Origin of the sequence: Nocardiopsis changdeensis (genome assembly GCF_018316655.1) — a bacterium.
GTDB classification, from domain to species: Bacteria; Actinomycetota; Actinomycetes; order Streptosporangiales; family Streptosporangiaceae; genus Nocardiopsis; species Nocardiopsis changdeensis.
Genome location: NZ_CP074133.1, coordinates 1,809,530 through 1,828,548, shown reverse-complemented (window position 1 = coordinate 1,828,548; position 19,019 = coordinate 1,809,530). Strand labels below are relative to the sequence as shown.

The following is a 19,019-nucleotide window of genomic DNA, read 5'->3' as shown; positions in this document are numbered from 1 at the left end:
CAAGCGTATGCGCTCTCGGAGATCATTCCCCGCAGGAGACGCACGGTGAGCGGTCGGCTCTCCGGGCGGCTGCGCGGAATCACCCCCGTGCGGGGCGGAACGGCTTCTTCACTGTAGGCAAAGGAATGGACTTGTTCGTACGGTCCACCGCTCCTCCCCACGGTGTCCTCCTCCGTACGCGACTCAACGGTCGGCGACGGACTCGATCACCGGGAGCTGGACGGCGAGCAGAGTGACGTCATCGTCCTGCTCATACCCTTCGAGCATGCTCTCAACAAGGTACTCCAGCATCTGCTGTGGATCGCCCACCACTTCCGGTGGAGCCGAGGACGCCACGTCGACGAGCTCCTCGAGCCCGGAGTCGACGGACCGTTTGCGGTTCTCGACCAGTCCATCGGAGTAGAGGGCGACGGTGTTACCGGGTTGGACGAAGAATTTGTGGTGTCCTCGCACGGAGGTGATCCCCAGCGGTGTGTCGGGGTCGGTGTCCAGCAGTGAGGGCCGGGTCCCGCCCGCCACGACCAGCGGCGGCAGGTGCCCCGCGTTGCTGAGGTCGAGCTGGCCGGTGACCGGGTCCAGGACGAAGTACACCAGGGTGGTGACCTGGTCCATGGCCTCGGTGGCGCTGAACATGCGGTCCAGCCCGGTGAGGACGTCGGCGGGCTCCGGCATGGAGAACGCCAGTGCGCGCAACGCGTTGCGGATGCGGCTCATTCCCGCGGCGGCCGGGATGCCCTTGCCCATGACGTCGCCCAGCACTCCGGCGATGCGCCCGTCGGGCAGCGGGAAGGCGTCGTACCAGTCGCCGCCGACCTGGACGTGGCGGGAGCCGGACCGGTAGTACGCGGCCAGGCGCACCCCGCGCACGTCGGGCAGCTCCTCGGGGAGCAGGCTGCGCTGGAGCTCCTCCGCGGTGTTGTGCTCCTGCTCGTAGAGCGCGGCCCGGCCGATGGCCAGGGCGCACTGCCCGGCCAGGGCCTCCAGGAACACGCGCTCCTCGTCGCCGATCTCGCGCGGCGCGGTGAAGGCCAGGCGCAGCGCCCCGATGGGGCGGCCCGCCACCATCATGGGCAGCGCGGCCCAGGCCCGCTCGGGGGTGAGGCGGACCAGCTCCTCGACCGCGGGCGCGTCCTCCAGGAGGGCGGCGAGCCCGGCCGGGTCGGCGGCGGTGCGGGGGGCGCGCTCGGCGATGGCGAGCGCGCTGATCTCGGGGTGGCCCAGCGGGAACGACGCGCGGGGCAGCGGATGGGCCCCGGCGGCGGCGACGGTGTCCAGCCGCGCCCCGTTGCGGTCGAGCAGGACCACGCTGATGTGGTCGGCGCCCACGCCGGAGCGGCCGATCTCGGACATGGCGGCGACGACCTCGTCGACGGTGAGGGCCTCGGCCAGGTCGGAGGTGGCCTGCTGGAGGCGGGCGGTGCGCATGGCCGCCTCGCTGAGCTGCTGGTTGAGCCGGCGGCGCAGCTCGTCGGCCTCGCGCTCGGTGGTGACGTCCACGAGGCTGCCCACCCACTCGACGGGCGCCCCGCCCTCGGTCACGGGCTTGGCCCGGGCCCGGAAGTGGTCGTAGCCGCCGGAGCGGGTGCGCACCCGGAACAGCGCGTCGAACGGGGTGCCGTCCAGGACGGCGTCGTCCCAGGCGCGCTCGACGGAGGCCCGGTCGTCGGGGTGCAGGGCGTCGAGCCAGCCGCGGCCGAGGTAGTCCTGCGTGCTCTGGCCGGTGATGTTGCGCCACTGCGGGCTGTCCTCGTGGACCTCGCCCCGGGCGTCGGCGGTCCAGACGACCTGGTTGCCGATCTGGAGCAGGGCGCGCAGGCGCTGCTCGTCGCGGTGCACGCCGCCGCCGTCGCGGATCGCGATGAGGGCGAGCCGGGGGTCGCCGGTGACGGGGTCGACGACGGGGAACCAGGTGAGGTCCCACAGCCGGCCGTCGTCGGTGCGGTGGCGGACGCGGACCACCCGGTCCTCGGCGCGCTCGGCGACCGCCGACCCGGCGGCCGGGACGCCGCAGGCGCGCATCAGCTCGACGGGCTCGTGCCCCGGGCACAGTTCGGGGGCGCGGCCGAGCACCTCGGCGACCAGGCGGTTCGCGGCGATGATCCGCCCGGTGGAATCCATCAGGGCGAATCCGATGGGGGAATCGTCCAGAAGTGCGCGGACCGCGTCGTCCGGAACGGCGTCGCCGTCGGAACGGGGCGGAGGAATGGACGTCTCGGCGCTCACCTGCTCGACACCTCCGCTGAACCCTCGGATTTCCCGACCCGACCGACCGAGCACACGGACCCCTCGTCCCGGGGACCGGACCGCGCGGGGGTGATGTGAATCCGCGGCGCGGTGCCGAAAGGGGATCGGGGGGCTCCACGGCCCTCGGGAGTCACTCCCACGACTCCTCTCGGCCGCTGTCACGGCTCAAGCATAGGACACGCCCGTCCGGGCGCAACGGCCCGCGGGGAGCGGGCCCCGCACGGACGGGGAGGTAAATAGTAGGCCACCGGCGGACCTCGTACGAGGAGACCATTGGTTTTCCACAGGAGTTTTCTCCCGAATTCCCAGGCATCGGGATACTTGTCCGCTTTGGGATCATAGCTTGGAAACAGCTCCGTTATATGCCCGAAACGTCCTTTTCGCCTTGTTGACCTGGGGTGATGGTGGTGTCCGAGTAAACGATGCCCACCTCAGGTTTTATCAACAGCGTGCCGGGAGAGGGGTTGACAGCCCGCTCAGAACAAGTGGAATGGGTGGAGGTCACCGTCCAGGCCATCACCAACCAGGAGTGTGAGCGAGAATGCTCCAGACCTTCCCGGTCCAGGATCTCCGACGGATCTCGGCTCGTCTGCACGACGAGTTCAACGGTCTGTCCCACCGCTGCGTCGAACGGTGCGTCAGCGACGCCTGGAACTGCGCCGAACACCTGGGCATCGCGGTCACGCCGCACCTCGTCGAACGCATCGCCCGCGAGCACCTGGAGGCGATGGTCAACTCGGTGCCGCCCTCCCAGGGCGCGCGCAAAGCGGCCAAAGCGGCCGCCCGGGCCCAGGGGCCGACCCTGTTCGCCGGCCACCGGGTGGTTCCCCGGCCACGGTGATCCGCCCGACCCGCGGCGAGCGGGGCGTGCCCGGCCGGGCACGCCCCGCTCCCCTTTCCGGAGCGGCGGACGCGCCGGGAGGAACCGGGTGAAACCCCCGGACCGTGAATCACGGGCCCCCGGCTGTCATACGCTCGGACCGTGCCCTCCCCTACACCTCCCTCATCCGCGAACCCCGAACCGGTTCCCGGCGCCGCCTTCGACGAGATGCTGCGCGCCGCCAGGGCGATGCTCGCCATGCGGCACCCCCTCGACGCCGAGCTCGCCTTCAGTGAGCTGCTCGGCACCTGGTGGGGCGAGCGCGTGCCCGGGCTCGACGTCGAGCGGGTGCTCGGCGAGGGCCTGATCACCCACGCCGCCGCCTCCGGCAAGCCCGCCGGACTGGGCGTGCTGGCCGCGGTCGCCGCTCTGGGCACCACGCCCGGCCTGCGCCTCCTCGCCGAGCAGGGCATGATCGCGCTGCGCGAGCAGGGGCTCCAGGTCCCCGAGTGGGCGTCCCAGCTGGGCCGGGTCGTACCGCTGGGCGCCTACGTCAACAGCGACCTGTTCGGGGACACCGACGACGTGGTGTGCGTGTTCGGCCGCGGGGAGGGCGAAGCCGCGGCCGTCCCCGAGCACGCGCTCATCCTGGTGGTGGACCACAACGCCGGCGGGGTGCTGCGCGACGCCTGGGTCACCACCAAGGTCGAGAAGCTCCTCCAGGGGTGCCGGGAGCGGGCCGCCGCCGACGAGTTCACCCGGTTCGCCGAACTGGACCCCGCCCAGGCCCGCAGCCGCCTGGTCCGCGCCCTGCGCGTGACCGAACGGGTGATCGCGGGCGGGGGCGCCGACGCCGCCCCGCTGCCGGCCGGCCCCACCGCCGCCGACCTGGCGGGCGGCTCCCTGGCCGCGCACTTCGCCCTGGCCAACGCCCGGGTGCGGACACTGCCGGAGCCCTGCGGCCGGGACGCGCAGGACGGCGTCCCGGTGTGGCGGCGCGACCGCCGGGCGGTGCTGGCCGCCCGCTTCCTGTCCTCCGACGAGGCCGCCGAGCTGTCGGACTCCTACACCGCGAGCCGCTGCGCCGACCACATCATCGCCTACGGCTGCGACGTGGACGCCGGCCGGCCGACCCGGGTGAGCCCCCGCAAGGTGGAGGCGTTCCTGCTGCGCTGGCTGCCCGGCCGGGTGGTGCTGCTGCCCGAGGAGCAGGAGGCCATGCCCCACGTGCTGGCGGCCTGGGTGCGCTGGGCCGGTCCGCGCACCGGCCTGCCCGAGGTCGCCGTCGGGGCGACCCTGGACGCGGTGTGGGAGTCCACCGCCGAGTTCACCAGGGTCTACCGGGACCCCGCCCGACCGCTGGGGCTGCGCCAGGAGGCGGTGCGCAGGCTGCTGCCCGACGGCGACTTCTCGGCGCTGGCCCGGCGCATGTTCGCGTTCCCGCTGCTGGCCAGCGACCTGATCTCGTGGGCCCCCGAGGAGTTCGACCCGGCGACCCCGCGGGGCCGCCGGGCGCTGCTGCGGCTGGACCACTTCGGCGAGTACGAGGCGGCCACCCCGCCCAGCGGCCGCCACTCCACCGGACAGGACCACTGGTACCGCCCGGTGACCGGCGACGACCCGGACCGGGAGCGGGCGCTGGACCGGCACGAGCGGCTGGCCGAGCGGCTGTGGTCCGGGCGCCCCGCCGAGCTGTGGTCGGCCGCGCGGCGGCTGCTCGACCGGGGCCGCGACAGGGCCTCGGTCCTGGCCGAGCTGGGCGACGTGCTCGACGCCGCCACCGACGGCGCCGACCTGCGCCGCCGCCTCGACGCCCTGTAGGCGCGGGTCAGGCGACCATGCGGGCGCGCAGGGCGTCCACCGTGGCCCGGGACAGGCCCAGCCCGTCGAAGACGTAGCCGTCGAAGGAGCCGTACACCTCGTCGATGTGGGAGAACGAGGTCTGGAGGTACTCGGCGCGCACCCTGGTCATCGGCACGACCTCCTCCCACTCCAGGCCGCTGTGCTCCGACAGCATGCGCATCCACTTGTCGGTGTTCTCCTGGCGCTCGTTGCTGGCCAGGTAGTCGGCGACCACCGCGGCCCGGTCCACGCCCAGCAGGGTGAGCAGCAGGGCCGCGCCCCACCCGGTGCGGTCCTTGCCGGCGCTGCAGTGGAAGACCAGGGCCGTCGGGCCCTCGGCCGCGCGCTCGACCAGGTCGCGGTAGCCGGTCAGTGCGGCCCCGTCGGTGACCAGCTCGCGGTAGACGCCGAACATGAAGCGCTCGGCGGCGCCGTCGGCGAACATGGCCCGGGCGCGCTCGCGGTCCAGCAGGGCCTGGGAGAAGTTCGCCCCGGCCGCGGTCGGGTCCTGCACCGAGATGGCGGTGTAGGCGGCGCCCTCGGGGGTGATGTCCGGCAGGCTCTCCCGCTCGTGGGCGGTGCGCAGGTCGATGAGCTGGCGGATGCCCAGGCCGTTGTAGACCGGCAGGTCCGGCTCGGAGATGGTGTGCAGGGCGTCGGAGCGGTACAGCAGGCCGTGGCGGACCGTGCCTCCCCCGGCGGTCCGGTGGCCGCCGAGATCGCGGAAGTTGGGGGCGCTGGAGAGGATGAAACCGTTGTTCGTCACGAAGGCGACGATACCGACCGCCTCCCCGGCGCCCCGAGCCCGGTTCGGGGTCAGGCCCCCTGCCGCATGGCGGTGATCTCCTCCCCCGCCTCCTTGACGTCCTTGGCGGTGTCCACCCCGCGCCAGAACCCGCTGATGCGGTAGGCGGTGAGCCGCCCCTGCCCGGCCAGGTCGGGGAAGGTGGACGACTCGTGGTCGCCCTTGACCGGCAGCAGCGGGGTGATGCCGGGTTCGAACAGGTACACGCCGGCGTTGATCCACACCGGCAGCAGCGGGCTCTGGGTGAACCCCTCGATCCGGTCCTGGCCGTCGACGTCGACGATGCCCCAGGTGGTGCGGAACTGGGCCAGCGCCAGGGTGGCCAGGCCGCCCTTGGCCCGGTGGTGGGCGGTCATCTCGTCCAGCGGGAACCAGGTGAGGACGTCCCCGTTGAGTGCGAAGTAGGGCGCGTCCTGCGCCGGCAGCCCCTGGGAGGCGTAACGCAGGGCGCCGCCCCGGCCGAGGGGTTCGTCCTCGACCAGGAGGGTGATCTCGGGGCCGCCGTCGCGGGAGGCCAGGTACTCGCGCAATACCTCGGCCTTGTACCCGCAGGAGACCACGACGTGCTCGACGCCGTGGCCCGTCAGCCATTCGAGTTGGTAGTCGATGATGGGCCGTCCGGCCACCTCCACCATCGCCTTGGGGCGGGTGTCGGTGTAGGGCCGCAGCCGGGTGGCCTGCCCGCCGGCCAGGATCAGGGCCTGGGTGACGGGCGCCGCGGAGGTTGAGGGTGAAGCGGTCATGCCCGGACACTAGCAGTACGCGGAATCCGGTGGCCGGTGCGCCACCGGCGCCCGCCGGATCAGCTCTGCTGGGTGGCCTCGGCATAGGCGGAGCGGACGTCGGCACTGGTGAGGACGGTCAGTTCGGCGGCGGTCGCCGCGTCGCCGACCTCCTGGGAGACCCGCAGGTCCCGCTGGGAGCACGCCTTCTCGAACAGGGATCGGGCGAAGCGCCCGTTGCCCAGCTCGTCGATCCACCCCTCGGCGCACACGTGGGAGAAGATGCTGCGCAGGTCCTCCACGGCGGTGTCGTCGAAGGCGTCGCCGGTGCGGGCGGCCAGCGCCTCCGCGATCGCGGTGAGCTCGTCGGCGGTGTAGGACGGGAAGCGGACCCGGACGTTGAACCGCGAGGCCAGCCCCGAGTTGGAGGCCAGGAACCGCTCCATCTCCGCCGGATAGCCCGCCAGCACCACCGCCAGGCGGGAGCGGTCGTCCTCCGCGCGCTTGAGCAGGGTCTGCACCGCCTCGGCACCGAAGGCGTCCCCGCCGCCGTACCCCGGGTTGATCAGCGAGTACGCCTCGTCGATGAACAGCACCCCGCCCAGGGCCCGGTCCACCAGCCGGTTGGTCTTGATGGCGGTGGCGCCCAGGTGCTCGCCCACCAGGTCGGCGCGCTGGGCCTCCACCACGTCGGCGCGGGCCAGCATGCCCAGGGCCGCGAAGACCCGGCCCAGCACGCGGGCGACGGTGGTCTTGCCGGTGCCCGGCGGCCCGGTGAAGACGAAGTTCCGCATGGGCGCGTGGTTGAGCAGCCCCTGCTCCTCGCGCAGCCGGGCCACCCGCAGCTGGGCGACCAGCGAACGGACCTGGGCCTTGACCGGCTCCAGCCCGATCATGGCGTCGAGCTCGGCCAGGGCCTCCTCGATGCCCGGCGCCTCGCCGAACCCGGGCAGGCGCGCGGTCAGCTCGTCGTAGGCGGTGATCACGTCGGCGGACCGCAGGGTGATGAGCTCCTCGGCCTCGGGCCGGGGCGCGGGCCGGTCGCCCGCCACCCCGGAGGTGACCACCCGTACGTCGCGGGCCTGGGCCGCCTTCTCCACCAGGGAGCGGGCGAACCGGCCGTTGCCCAGCTCGTCGACGGCCTCGCGCTGCACGGCCTGGTCGAGTCTTCGCCGCAGAGTCCGCTCGGCCTCGGCGTCCAGGACGTCGCCGCGCTGGGCGACCAAGCTCCCGGCGATGCGGAACAGCTCGTCGGCGGTGTAGCTGGGGAAGGTGATCCGGGTGGAGAAGCGCGAGGCCAGGCCCGGGTTGGACGACAGGAAGGCGTCCATCTCCTTCTCGTACCCGGCCAGCACGATGACCAGGTTCTCCCGGTCGTCCTCGGCGCGCTTGAGCAGGGTCTGCACCGCCTCGTTGCCGAACCGGTCGCTCTGCCCGTCGCCTTCGTTGACTAGGGAGTACGCCTCGTCGATGAACAGCACCCCGCCCAGGGCGCCGTCGATGAGGCCGTTGGTCTTGATGGCGGTGGCCCCCAGGTACTCCCCCACCAGGTCGGCGCGCTGGGCCTCCACCACGCGGGCCGTGGGCAGCAGCCCGAAGGAGTGGAAGATGGTGGCCAGGGTGCGGGCCACACTGGTCTTGCCGGTGCCGGGCGGGCCGGAGAAGACCAGGTGGCGGAGCGGCCGCTCCACCGGGAACCCGGCGTCGGCGCGCAGCCGGGCCGCCTCGATGGACGCGGCCAGCCCGCGGACCTGCTGCTTGACCGGGTCCAGGCCGATCATCGCCTCCAGCTCGGCCAGGGCCTCGTCGACCGGCACCGGCTCACCTCCCGCATCGGCGGCCGCCGCGCGCCCGCGGGCGGGTGCCGCGGGCCGGGAGGCGTCGGCGCGGCCCTTCACACGTTCGGAGCGGGCGCCGCGGGAGACCGGGCGGGTGTCGGCCTGGGCGCTCTCCCGGGCGGCCTCGGACTCCTTGCGGATCTGCCGGGACGCGGACAGCCGCCACAGCAGGCAGGCGCCGGCGGCGGCGTAGAGCGCCCCGATCCCCCAGGACGAGGGCGGCGTGGGGGCGACCATGCCGACCAGGGCCAGGGAGAAGCCGAAGACGAGGCCCGCGGTCAGGGACAGCGCGGCGGTGTGCCAGACCGGGAACTCGCGCACGGCGGCTGCCGCCGCCACGACCGGCAGCGGCAGCAGCAGGACGAGCAGGGTGACCGGCTCCCCGGCCAGCGGGAGCTGGAAGAGCGGGAAGGCGACCGCGGTCCAGATCAGGCAGACGACCACGGTGACCAGGGCGTCGGCCGAGCGCATCAGCGCGGCGAAGAGCAGGATCAGGGCCAGCGCGACCGAGACCGCGGTGACCACGGGCACCGAGGCGACCAGGGCGGCGACCGCGACGACGGCGAGCACGGCCACCCCGGCGACCAGCCGTCTGGCCGGGGGGACGGCCCGGTACCTGGTGCGCAGGCGTTCCAGCCCGGAAGGTCCGGGGACCTCGGTACCGGGGCGCGTGTCGCGCGTCATCGGTGCCCCTTCCTGCGTGGGGGTCCGGAGGCGGGCCTCCGGCCGGGGGTCGCTGGCCGGAGGGGGGTCGAGGGGTCGACGCCACGCCTTCAGCTTAGTTCGGTGGGGCCTCCCTGGGCTTGAAGCCCCGGGAGGAATCGCCGCATAGACCGTACCCGGCATCCGGTGACGCGGGTCACCCCCGGGAAAAAGGGCGTCCGAGCGCGTTCCGCCACCATGCGGGTGCAGAATGCAACCCGTGTCGACGATCACGGTGCAGGTGAAGCTGACGCCGTCGCCCGAGCAGGCGGCGGCGCTGGCGGCGACCCTGCACGCGGTCAACACCCAGGCCAACCGGGTGTCGCAGGTGGCCTTCGACACCGGCACGACCAGGAACTTCCCGCTCCGCAAACTGGTGTACGCGGATGTGCGGGCAGCGGGGATCGGCTCCCAAGCGGCCCAGCACCTCATCAAGAAGGTCGCCGACGCCTACACCTCCCTGGCCACCGGCATCCGCAACGGCGACCACGGCAGGCCCGGATCGAAGCGCCGCCGCGGAGCCGGGTCCAAGCCGATCGTGTTCCGATCCGACGCGGCCCAGCCCTACGACGCCCGCAACCTGTCCTTCGCCCCGGACGCCCGCACGATCTCGCTGTGGACCGTGCGGGGACGGCTGAAGGGGGTGCCGTTCACCTGCTCACCCGCCCAGGCCAAGGCGCTGGCCGAGCACAAACGGGGCGAGGCCGACCTGGTGGCCCGGGACGGGACGTGGTACCTGCTGGTCAGCGTGACCGTGCCCGACGCCCCCGAGTACGAGCCGGACGGGTTCTTGGGCGTGGACCTGGGCATCGTCAACATCGCCACCACCAGCGACGGCCACATCATGGCCGGGCGCACACTGAACCGGTACCGCAGGCGCCGGCTACGGCTCCGCGCCAAGCTCCAGGCCAAGGGCACCAAGAGTGCCAAACGCCTGCTGAAGAAGCAGCGCCGCAAGGAGTCCCGCCACACACGGGACACCAACCATGTCATCGCCAAACGCATCGTGGCCGAGGCCGAACGCACCGGACGAGGAATCTCCCTCGAGGATCTGACGGGGATTCACGCACGGGTACGGCACCGCAAGCCCCAACGGGCCGCGCTGCACAGCTGGTCGTTCCGCCAGCTGGGAGACTTCATCACCTACAAGGCGAAACGGGCCGGGGTGCCGGTGGTGTCCGTGGACGCGGCGTACTCCTCACGCGAGTGCGCCCACTGCTCCCACACCCACCGCCACAACCGCATCTCCCAAGCCCGTTTCATCTGCCGGTCGTGCGGCGTCGTTGCGCACGCCGACCGCAACGCTTCCCGCGTCCTGGCCCGCAGGGGCCAGGACGCGTGGAACGCGGGGCGTGAGTCACGCGTCCCCACCGCCCCCTAGATCGTTGATGGGGAAATGTGTCCTGGTCAGTGGTCGTAGGCGATCAACGACCGCTTGACCGGGGCACCCACCAGCCAGTTGTGCCAGATCGCGGCGTTGAGCGCGCAGATGCGCTGGCACACCCGCGCCCACAGCCCCTCACTGGTGCGAGCCTGGTGGCGCTCCAGGCCGAGCTGGTTCTTCAACGTCCAGATGACGGCCTCGATCCTCTGACGCAACCAGCCCGGGAACCGGCCCTCGACGGATTCGCCCTTGAGCGCCGGACGCACCAGGGCAAACCCCAACCCGGCGGCCGCCGTCTCGATACCGACCCCGGCGAAGCCCTTGTCGCACACGATCACCGCCGGCCCCGGAGCGCACGGTCGGACGTGCAGCAGATGCAGTGCCTGTTTGCGTTCGTCCAACTCCTTGGGGTGGGCCAGGGAGAACGCGCACACCGACCCCTCCGCGGTAGTGATGAGCACGAGCTTGGCACCCCAGTAGAAGGCGTGGTGGGACACGTCCCGCCCGTACCCGGCCACCTCGCCCGGGCCGGAGCGGTCCACCGTCACGCGAGAGGCCCCGCACCGCACCGGGGTGCCGTCCATCAACCGCAGGTTCTCCCACCAGGTCGGGACGGAGCGGGCCGGCCACATCGCGGCCTTGAGCAGGACCGGGGCCGCATCGCGCAGGTGGCGGTTGTACTCGGACTGGCCGGGCAGGCGGGGGAACAGGTGCCCGATCCGGGCCGGTGCCGCCCGCATCCAGTGGCGTTCGGAGTCACACCTGAGCAGGACCTGGGCCAGGGCGACACAGACGAGTTCGGCGTCGGTGAGCTTTCGGGGGCGGCCCGGGCCGCGGCGCTGGTTCGCCGAAGGGAGCACATGGTCGTCGAGATGGACGTAGAGTGCTGTCAGAAGGGCGTCAAGGTCATTGGTCACACTCTGATCCTCGACGCCCTTCGCCATGCGCGCAGCGGGTTCAGGGATTTCCCATCAACGATCTAGGGGTGGTCGGACGGAGGAGCCCACCCGGCAGCCGGTCGGGCGCCACCTCCAATCCCGGGATCGCGGTCCCGGGTGAAGTTGACCCTTGCCCCAACCGTCCCCGGTTGTCCAGTGCGGGGCGGCGTGTCGCCCCGCGCACCGCGGGGGCGCGGGCCGTCACAGCAGGGGGATCTGGCCCCCGGGGCCGGGCCGGGGCCTGCGCAGGTGGCTCCACCGGGGCAGGTCGTCGAGGTAGGACCAGCTCATCCGGTGCTGCGGGGTGGGGCCGTGTTCGGCCAGGTGGGCGCGGTGGACGGGCGAGGGGTACCCGGCGGCCCGCTCGAAGGCGTAGCCCGGGTGCAGCTCGGCGAGCTCGGCCATGTGCGCGTCGCGGCGGACCTTGGCCAGGATCGCGGCGGCGGCGACGCTCACGCAGGTGAGGTCGCCCTTGACCTGGGTGCGGACCCGCCAGGGGCGGCCGATGAAGTCGTGGGAGCCGTCCAGCAGGACGGCGTCCGGGCGGACGGTGAGCCCCGCCAGGGCCCGGCGGGCGGCGCGGCGCAGGGACTCGGTCATGCCGACCTCGTCGATCTCGGCCGCCTCGGCCCAGCCGAAGGCGTGGTCGGCCACCCAGGGCTCCAGCCGGGCGGCCAGGTCGCGGCGGCGAGCAGGGGTGAGGCGCTTGGAGTCGGTCAGGCCGGCGGGCGGCTCGCCCTCGCCGGGGACGGCGGCGCAGACCAGCAGCGGCCCCGCCCAGGCGCCGCGCCCCACCTCGTCCATTCCCGCGACGACCCGCGCCCCGGCGGCGCGGAGCTCGTCCTCCACCTCGTAGGTGGGTGCGGCGGGGGCTGCGGCGGGTGCTTTGGCGGCGGGCTCGGAGATCGACACGTTCCCAGATTAGAGGGCGGCGGCGGGCTCCGCCGCCGGTTCGCGCAAGGACCGGGACAGGCCCACGGCCACGACCAGTGAGGCCAGGGTGGCCAGGGAGGCGGCTGTGAGGAGCACGGGCTGCCCGACCACGGCCAGGGCCGCGCTGCCGGCGGCGAAGCCGACGTTCTGGGGGGCGAAGGCCCAGGAGAAGTACCCGGCGCGCTGCCCCGGCGGGACGGCGAGGTCGATCATGTGCGAGCGCAGGCCCAGCAGCGCGGCCACCGGGAGCCCGCTCAGCGCCAGGGCCAGGGCGGCCAGGGGTAGGGCTGGTCCCGAGGCCAGCAGCAGGCAGCCCGCGACCAGCAGGGCCGCCGCGCCGAAGGCCCACAGGCCCTCGCGGCGGCCGGGGGTGCGCGCCGCGTGCACACCTGCGGCGCGGACGACTGCGACACCCCGTTCCTGGACACCTCGCACCGGGCGAACCGGCACTACTGCTCCCCGCGCTGCTCCACCCGGATGCGGGTGCGCCGCCACCGCGAGCGGACGCCGGAGGCGGGCGCCGCGTCCGGCTGACACCGGGGCCGGGCGGCTCCGCGACGGCCGCGGGCCGCCACCAGGGAGCCCGCGGAGCGGCCGAACGCCGGGAACGGGCGTCCGGGACGGGTCTTTGCACGACTCGCCGTTTATCACACCGCGTCATGGCTCATGACTTTCGGTAGTTTCCGCTTGTCAGGACCGCGCACAGGTGTGACCCGGAGGAATGGACATGCAGCGCCCCACCCGGCATCCCCGGAGCCAGAGGCCACGCCCCCGGTCGCGCGTCCGCCTGCGCCGCCGCGGCCTGTACGACATCGGGGCCGCGCTGACCCGGATCGGCGTCGGCTGGGTGTTCGCCGACCACGGCCTCGCCCTGCGCGGCCAGGAGGCGCGGCTGGCCGCCCACCTGGCCGAGTCCGGGACGCCCCTGCCCTCCCTCGCGGTCCACCTGCTGCCCGCCCTCATGGTCGCCACCTCGCTGTCCTTCGCCGTGGGTCTGCTCACATGGCTCGCCGGCCCCCTGCTCGCCCTGTGCGCGGTGCTGGGCGCCCTCTCCCCCGCCTCCCCCGGGCTCTCCCCGTTCGACTCCTGGCCGGTGACGGCGCTGGTCACGGCGGTATGCCTGCTCATGGCGGTCAACGGCGGGCGGTGGTCCTGGGACCACCTCGTGCTGGCCCCCGAACCCGCCGAGCGCCCCGAACGGCGCAGGGCGGCCCGTCCCCGCCCGGACCGGGCGGAGGGGAAACCTCCCGCTATTTCCACGCGTCGCCCCGAACACGCTCCGCCGCTGCTCTATCCTGTGGGACAGGCCGCTGTACGTCGGCCGTCTCAACTGTGACGCGGCCCGTTCCGGCTCCTCCTTCTCACGCCCTCCCGGGACCGCGTCCGTCACCAGCATGGATTCGGTGGGGGGAACACCATGTCCGCCGTAGGTTCCGGCCCGACCCCTGACGGGTCCGTGGCCAAACTGATCGAGATCGCCGAGAAGCCCACCCTGGGCCGGCGGCTCATCAGCTGGGCCTCCCGGCCCCCGGGGCGGCTCTACATCCCTTCCTGCACGGTGGTGGCCCTGCTCATCCTCTTCGAGGACAGCGTCCCCTCCGGCCACCTGCCCACCTTCGTGGTGGGCCTGGTCGGCGGTATGCTGCTGGCCGGGATGGGCGCGCTGCGCCTGGGCATCGCCCTGGCCGTCGCCCGGCCGATGATCCGCCACTACTGGCTGCGCTGGATCTCCGCGCCGCTGATCGCCGCCCTGGCCATCGGGGTCTCCGCGGCCGACGTGCCGCTGAGCGCCCGGGTGCAGGCCTCCGCCGAGGACCTGCTGGCCATGGCCGACCGGGCCGACGAGTCCTCCGCCATCCCCCTCAACGGGGAGCGGGCCGGGCTGTACTCGCTGCGCAGCCTCAGCGTGACCGAGGGGGTGCTCCACTACGAGGTGGAGGGCGCCGGGCTGGTGGGCCGCTCCGGGCTGGCGCACAGCGACGGGGACCTCCCCGAGGGCGTGTTCGTCAGCGGGCAGGGCACGCGCATCTACGAGCACGTCACCGACGACTGGTACGTGTGGGTGGAGCACTAGCGGCGGGGCCGCGCGGCCGGGGGACCTCCCCGGGGAGCCGCACACCGCGACATCCGGACGAGGGCCCGGCGGCGCAGGCCGCCGGGCCTTCTCCGTGCCTTTGCCGGGGCTTGTGCTCCTCCAACGCGGTTCTCACCTTGGCCGTGTAGACAGAGAGGTGCCCGGGAGGGGTCCCCCTGACCCCGGCCCGACGGCGGACCCTGAGGAGAGGATTCATGCGCGAGTTCACGCTCACCCTTCACCTGCGCATCCACGACTCGATCACCGCGCTGCGCCGGGCCCACGCCCGGGGCGACGACGACCTGGCCCTCGGCCAGGCCGGGGAGATCGAGGACCTGGTGGAACTGGCCGCCCGCAACGGCATCGACATCGGAACGGGCTACGCCGACCTCTCCCCCCGCGGCTGACCGGAACGGAGAAGGGCTCCGCGACCACGAGGGTCGCGGAGCCCTTCCGCTCTCAGGGGGTACGGGTCAGCGGCGGCCGCCGAACCCCTCCCCGTTCTCGAACTGGTGCCGCATGGCGATGTCCTGCTGCTCCTGGTACTCGTCCGCCAGCTGCTGCTGGCGGGCGGCAGCGGCGGCGACCGCGCCGCGCGCGGACTCCAGGCCCTCGACCGCCTTGGCCGTCGCGCTCGCGGCCCGCGCGCCGTTGCCCAGAACCTGCGGCAGCAGCTGCGCGGTGAGCAGCGTCGACAGCGCCGAGGAGTCCCCCGACCCGGCCTCGGTCTGCACCACGACCGGGCGCGGGGCGCGCTCGGCCAGGGTCGCGCCCACGTCCAGGCGGCGGCGGGCCAGCTCGTACTCCAGCACCGCCCGGTTGTCCCGGTAGGCGGTGGCCAGGCGCTGCTGGGCCTTGGCCTCGTTCTCGGCGGCGACCAGGTCGGCCCGGCCGCGCGTCTCGATCTCGTAGCGCACCCGCTGCGCCTCGGTCTCCTGCTCCTGGAGCATCTGCGCGACGTCCTTGCGGGCCTTGTTCAGGGACGCGTTGACCTCGACGATCTTGGCGTCCCGGACCTTCTTGGACCGCTCGATGTCCATCAGCAGGGTGTCGATGCGGCGCTTGCGGGTCAGCTCCCACTCCTGCTCGTAGGCCACCAGCTCCTTGGACACCCGCTCCCGGGTGGCCAGGTGCTGCTGGTACTGGTTGGGCAGCTGCACGTCGGGGATGTTGCAGCCGGTGATGACCACGCCGTACTTCTCCAGCTGCTGGTTGAGCAGGGTGCGCATGTCCTCGACGTTGGACCCGCGCAGGTCGTAGGCGGCCTCGGTGCGCACCAGGCGGCTGCGCTGGCGGATGGCGTCCTGCACCGCGCTGGACAGCACCAGGTCGAAGTTGCTGGCGCCGATCGACAGCACGAACCGCTGCGGGTCGTGGATGCGGAACTTCAGGAAGAACTCGATCGACTTCAGCGGCACGTTCTCGCGGGTCGGGCAGGCCACCACGGGTGCGGTGTACGGGATCTCCGTGCTGGTGTCCACCACGTAGTCCACGCGCTTCCACGGGTGCCACAGGTAGTGGCGGCCCGGGGCGATGACCTTCTGCACCTTGCCGTACTTGGTGAGGATGCCCTGGGTGCCGTGCTCGATCTCGATGATCGAGCTGCGCCACCACCACAGCACCGCCACCACGATGGAGATGACGCCGACGAACAGGGCGGGCAGCGCCAGCACCGCGTTGATCGGCGCGGACATCGCGCCCTCGACCGCCACGTTGATGGACATGACCAGGCCCGAGGTGAGGGCGAACAGCCCGATCCACACCAGGACCATCCACCGCAGGCCGCGGTTGTCCTTGGGGATGACCACGGGCACCACGGCGCCCTGGTCGCCGCCGCGCAGCAGCCCGGCGAGATCGCTCCAGGAGGAGAGGGACTCCTTGATGCTGGAGCCGCTCCTGACATTGACCTGCTGGCTCATCTAGCGGCCTCCCTCGAACGTGTCGGGTCCCTGGGACCACGGCGGCAGCGGCGGGTCCTGCGGGTCGGCGTAGGGCTCGGCCGCGGGCGGGGCCTCCGGGGCCGGCTCCTGCGGCGCCGACTCGGCGTCGCGCGCCTCGGCCAGCCGCTCGTCGATGGCCTGGTCGGACACCGACTGGCGGATCTCCTCGACCAGGTCCTCGCCGGGGGCCTGCGCGTCCGCCGGGGACTGCTCCCGTCCGGCGCCGTCCTCGCGCAGCAGGGCGTCGATCTCGTCCTGGCGCTCGGAGATGCGGGCGTTGATCTCGCCCAGGCGGGAGCGGATCGCCTCCATGTCCTCCTGGGAGAACAGGGCGGCGTCGGCCTGGCCGATGATCTCCTGCGCGATGCGCAGGTAGTCGACGCTGGCCGCGTCCCCCGAGCCGATCCGCAGGACCTGGGGCAGGCTGTCGGCGACCTCCGAGAGCTTGTCCAGCAGGCTCTCGCGGAACCGGTAGTTGAGGATCTCCGGGGCCTCGGCCGCGCTGACCGCGCGGATGTCCAGGGCCTGGGCCTGCAGCAGGGCCGCGTTGGCGTTGGCCTCGGACTCGGCCTCCACGAACCGCTGGCGGGCCAATGCTCGGGCGCGGTTGGTCTCCCGCTCCAGGGCGGTGTCCATCTGCGCCTGGTACTGGGCGATGTCGGCCTGGATCGCCGACAGCGTCTCGTTGAGGGTGGCCAGCTCCTTGTTCAGGTCGCCCTCGTTCTGCTCCTTGCGCAGCTGCAGCTCGTACTCGAACGTGTAGGCGTCCTTGGCGACACGCACCATCTCCGACGCCGCCAGGTCCATCCGGTACTCCTGGCTGGAGGGCTCGGCGTGGGTGATGTTGGCGCTGGTCAGCACGACGATGTCGCTGAACTGGCGGTTGAGCTGGGCCAGCAGCCCCTGGGTGCTCTCCCCGACCAGGTCGTAGATCGCCGAGGCCTCCTGCTCGTAGATGAGGCTGCGGGTGGTCTCGCTGATCGCGTTGTTGAGCTTCTCCTGGAAGCCGTGCACGCCGCCCAGCGTGTAGACGAACCCCTCCGGGTTCTTGATCTGGAACTGGACGAACAGGTCGACCGACGCCTGCACCCCGCTCTTGGTGGGGGCCGAGCGGATGGGCGCGTTGAACGGGTACTCGCGCACCACGTTCACGATGTAGGACACCCGCTTCCACGGGTTGAACAGGGTCACCAGGCCCGGCGGGTAGATGCGCTCCATCCGCCCGAAGTGGGTGACGATGGCGACGCAGCCCTCCGGCACCATGACCATGCCCTGGCGCCACCACATGAAGGCGGTGATGGCGATGGTGATGATCCAGTAGTGGAGGCCGAAGAACGGGTTGAGCAGCGCGTTGCCGCCGGCCAGTGAGTACGGCAGGAGGACGAGGAGGGCGCCCACCAGGCCCAGCGCGATGAGCGCGACGGCCGGGAGCATGGTGACGAACGTGCGGCCCCGGGGGATGACCATCGGGCAGACCACGTGCACCGGGCCGTTGGGGCCGCGCTCGTAGCTGCTGCGGTTGATGGCCTCACCGGCGTTGTTGAGCGAGGCGGTCTTCTGCTCGATCCGAGTGCCCACGGAACCGCCCTGGTCGCGGGCGGCGACGAAGTCGCTCGGGTCGAGTCCACCACCTTCGGTGACCTGCCTGGAGGTCTGTTGCAGGGCGTCGGTCACGGCCTGCCGCGGGTCGCCTCCCTGGGCGACCGCCGCGGCCGCGCCGCGCACCGTCTGCGCGAACGACATGGGCGGGAACTCCTAGGTTCGGAGATGTCTGGGAACTATCCGCTTCGACGCCGCGTATCGGGGACCGGTTCCAGGTCGACGGCGGTTCCTGTGGGGCGAATGCCATAGCGGATGGTTCCGACCTTCGCATATGTGATGCCCGGAACCCAGAGGCGCCCCCGGAGCGTGGCCGTACGGTGATCACCCCGCGTCGGGAGCGTGCCGAATGGCACCCCCGGGACGCGGGCGATAACGTCGTTCGCGCGTACCGTCCCCGAACACGAGGAGCTCCCATGGCCGCCGTACCGAGCGCCGTCCTGACCACCGCCGGGCTCATCGGCGGCTATACCGTGGCCAGGGCCACCGGGAACCGGCCGCTGGGCGGCGCCGTCCTGGCCGGGTTCGGCGCGGCCGCGTTCGAGACCTGGCGCCGCGGCCCCGGGCTGGGCACCGCCGTCGCCCTCACCGGCGTCTACGTGGCGGCGTTCGGGCTGTCCCACCCGCTGGCCAAGAAGATCGGCTCCTGGCCGGCCGTGCTGGGCGTGACCGCGGCCACCGCCGCCGTCGCGGTCGCCGCCGAACGCGACTGACCGCGGGCGGGGCGTCAGCGGCCGTGGATGTAGGCCTCCAGCTGGGCGCGGTCGTACTCCAGGCCCCGCACCCGGCTCTTGACGACGTCGCCGATGCTGACGATGCCCGCCAGCCGGCCGCCCTCCACCACCGGGACGTGCCGGAACCGGCGCCGGGTCATGGTCTCGCCGATCTCCTCGACGGTGTCGCGCGGTGTGCAGGTGACCACGTCCGCGGTCATGATCGAGGAGACCGGCGCGGCCAGGAGGTCGGCGCCGTGCCGCTCCAGGCCGCGCACCACGTCGCGTTCGGAGGCGATGCCCAGCAGGCGGTCGCCGTCGGTGACGACGACGGCGCCGATGTTGTGCCGGGCGAGCTCGGTGAGCAGCAGCGCGACGGTCGCGTCGGGCGGGACGCGCACCACGTCGGGTCCCTTGGTCCGGAGGATCGCGGCGATCAGCATGGGGTCCACCTTCCGCGGGCGT

18 protein-coding genes are annotated in these 19,019 nt (G+C 72.7%); 8 read left to right on the top strand and 10 right to left on the bottom strand.

The window, feature by feature from the left end:
• Nucleotides 1–183 precede the first annotated feature (183 nt).
• A complete protein-coding gene (locus KGD84_RS08465; RefSeq protein ID WP_220559708.1) occupies nt 184–2,223 on the bottom strand; it encodes a SpoIIE family protein phosphatase in 2,040 nt (679 codons plus the stop codon).
• A gap of 562 nt (nt 2,224–2,785) precedes the next feature.
• Here KGD84_RS08465 and KGD84_RS08460 point away from each other — a divergent pair.
• Nucleotides 2,786–3,085: a hypothetical protein gene (locus KGD84_RS08460; protein WP_220559706.1), complete on the top strand. Its 300-nt coding sequence runs from the start codon at nt 2,786–2,788 to the stop codon at nt 3,083–3,085.
• A 207-nt stretch (nt 3,086–3,292) separates the two neighbouring features.
• Nucleotides 3,293–4,885 (top strand): hypothetical protein, encoded by a 1,593-nt coding sequence (locus KGD84_RS08455; RefSeq protein ID WP_220565622.1) that lies wholly within the window; start codon nt 3,293–3,295, stop codon nt 4,883–4,885.
• A 7-nt stretch (nt 4,886–4,892) separates the two neighbouring features.
• Here KGD84_RS08455 and KGD84_RS08450 read toward each other — a convergent pair whose 3' ends face one another.
• From KGD84_RS08450 to KGD84_RS08440, 3 genes are read right to left on the bottom strand one after another with little or no spacing between them, the layout of a single operon-like run.
• Nucleotides 4,893–5,672: a tyrosine-protein phosphatase gene (locus KGD84_RS08450; protein WP_255646407.1), complete on the bottom strand. Its 780-nt coding sequence runs from the start codon at nt 5,670–5,672 to the stop codon at nt 4,893–4,895.
• A gap of 50 nt (nt 5,673–5,722) precedes the next feature.
• A complete protein-coding gene (locus tag KGD84_RS08445) occupies nt 5,723–6,454 on the bottom strand; it encodes a nucleotidyltransferase family protein (protein WP_220559704.1) in 732 nt (243 codons plus the stop codon).
• Between the two features lie 59 nt (nt 6,455–6,513).
• Nucleotides 6,514–8,955: an AAA family ATPase gene (locus KGD84_RS08440; protein ID WP_220559703.1), complete on the bottom strand. Its 2,442-nt coding sequence runs from the start codon at nt 8,953–8,955 to the stop codon at nt 6,514–6,516.
• Between the two features lie 229 nt (nt 8,956–9,184).
• Here KGD84_RS08440 and KGD84_RS08435 point away from each other — a divergent pair, with 229 nt between their 5' ends.
• On the top strand, nt 9,185–10,354 hold the full coding sequence (locus tag KGD84_RS08435) for an RNA-guided endonuclease InsQ/TnpB family protein (protein ID WP_220559702.1): 1,170 nt from the start codon (nt 9,185–9,187) through the stop codon (nt 10,352–10,354).
• A gap of 26 nt (nt 10,355–10,380) precedes the next feature.
• On the opposite strand, the gene KGD84_RS08430 is transcribed toward KGD84_RS08435, so the two are convergent.
• From KGD84_RS08430 to KGD84_RS08420, 3 genes are all read right to left on the bottom strand, one after another.
• Entirely contained in the window at nt 10,381–11,274 is an 894-nt protein-coding gene (locus KGD84_RS08430; protein ID WP_220559701.1) for a transposase, read from the bottom strand.
• Nucleotides 11,275–11,496: 222 nt separating this feature from the next.
• Nucleotides 11,497–12,207 (bottom strand): ribonuclease HII, encoded by a 711-nt coding sequence (locus tag KGD84_RS08425; RefSeq protein WP_260697199.1) that lies wholly within the window; start codon nt 12,205–12,207, stop codon nt 11,497–11,499.
• A gap of 9 nt (nt 12,208–12,216) precedes the next feature.
• Nucleotides 12,217–12,615 carry a hypothetical protein gene (locus KGD84_RS08420; RefSeq protein WP_220559700.1) on the bottom strand — a complete coding sequence of 133 codons (399 nt, stop codon included), beginning with the start codon at nt 12,613–12,615 and terminating at the stop codon, nt 12,217–12,219.
• Here KGD84_RS08420 and KGD84_RS08415 point away from each other — a divergent pair.
• From KGD84_RS08415 to KGD84_RS08400, 4 genes are all read left to right on the top strand, one after another.
• Entirely contained in the window at nt 12,610–12,762 is a 153-nt protein-coding gene (locus KGD84_RS08415) for a CGNR zinc finger domain-containing protein (RefSeq protein WP_255646406.1), read from the top strand. The two genes, KGD84_RS08420 and KGD84_RS08415, sit on opposite strands and share 6 nt — an antisense overlap.
• A gap of 193 nt (nt 12,763–12,955) precedes the next feature.
• Entirely contained in the window at nt 12,956–13,564 is a 609-nt protein-coding gene (locus KGD84_RS08410; RefSeq protein WP_220559699.1) for a DoxX family protein, read from the top strand.
• A gap of 81 nt (nt 13,565–13,645) precedes the next feature.
• The gene (locus tag KGD84_RS08405; RefSeq protein WP_220559698.1) at nt 13,646–14,302 is read left to right on the top strand and encodes a hypothetical protein; all 657 of its coding nucleotides are present in this window, start codon (nt 13,646–13,648) and stop codon (nt 14,300–14,302) included.
• Between the two features lie 215 nt (nt 14,303–14,517).
• Complete coding sequence (locus KGD84_RS08400) at nt 14,518–14,709, top strand: hypothetical protein (protein ID WP_220559697.1); 192 nt, start codon at nt 14,518–14,520, stop codon at nt 14,707–14,709.
• A 66-nt stretch (nt 14,710–14,775) separates the two neighbouring features.
• On the opposite strand, the gene KGD84_RS08395 is transcribed toward KGD84_RS08400, so the two are convergent.
• Together KGD84_RS08395 and KGD84_RS08390 are read right to left on the bottom strand one after the other, a co-directional pair.
• Entirely contained in the window at nt 14,776–16,221 is a 1,446-nt protein-coding gene (locus KGD84_RS08395) for an SPFH domain-containing protein (RefSeq protein ID WP_220559695.1), read from the bottom strand.
• Complete coding sequence (locus KGD84_RS08390) at nt 16,222–17,985, bottom strand: SPFH domain-containing protein (RefSeq protein ID WP_220559694.1); 1,764 nt, start codon at nt 17,983–17,985, stop codon at nt 16,222–16,224.
• A gap of 272 nt (nt 17,986–18,257) precedes the next feature.
• On the opposite strand from KGD84_RS08390, the gene KGD84_RS08385 reads away from it, so the two are divergent.
• On the top strand, nt 18,258–18,554 hold the full coding sequence (locus tag KGD84_RS08385) for a hypothetical protein (RefSeq protein WP_220559693.1): 297 nt from the start codon (nt 18,258–18,260) through the stop codon (nt 18,552–18,554).
• Between the two features lie 14 nt (nt 18,555–18,568).
• On the opposite strand, the gene KGD84_RS08380 is transcribed toward KGD84_RS08385, so the two are convergent.
• A complete protein-coding gene (locus KGD84_RS08380) occupies nt 18,569–18,997 on the bottom strand; it encodes a CBS domain-containing protein (RefSeq protein WP_220559692.1) in 429 nt (142 codons plus the stop codon).
• Between the last annotated feature and the right edge of the window lie 22 nt (nt 18,998–19,019).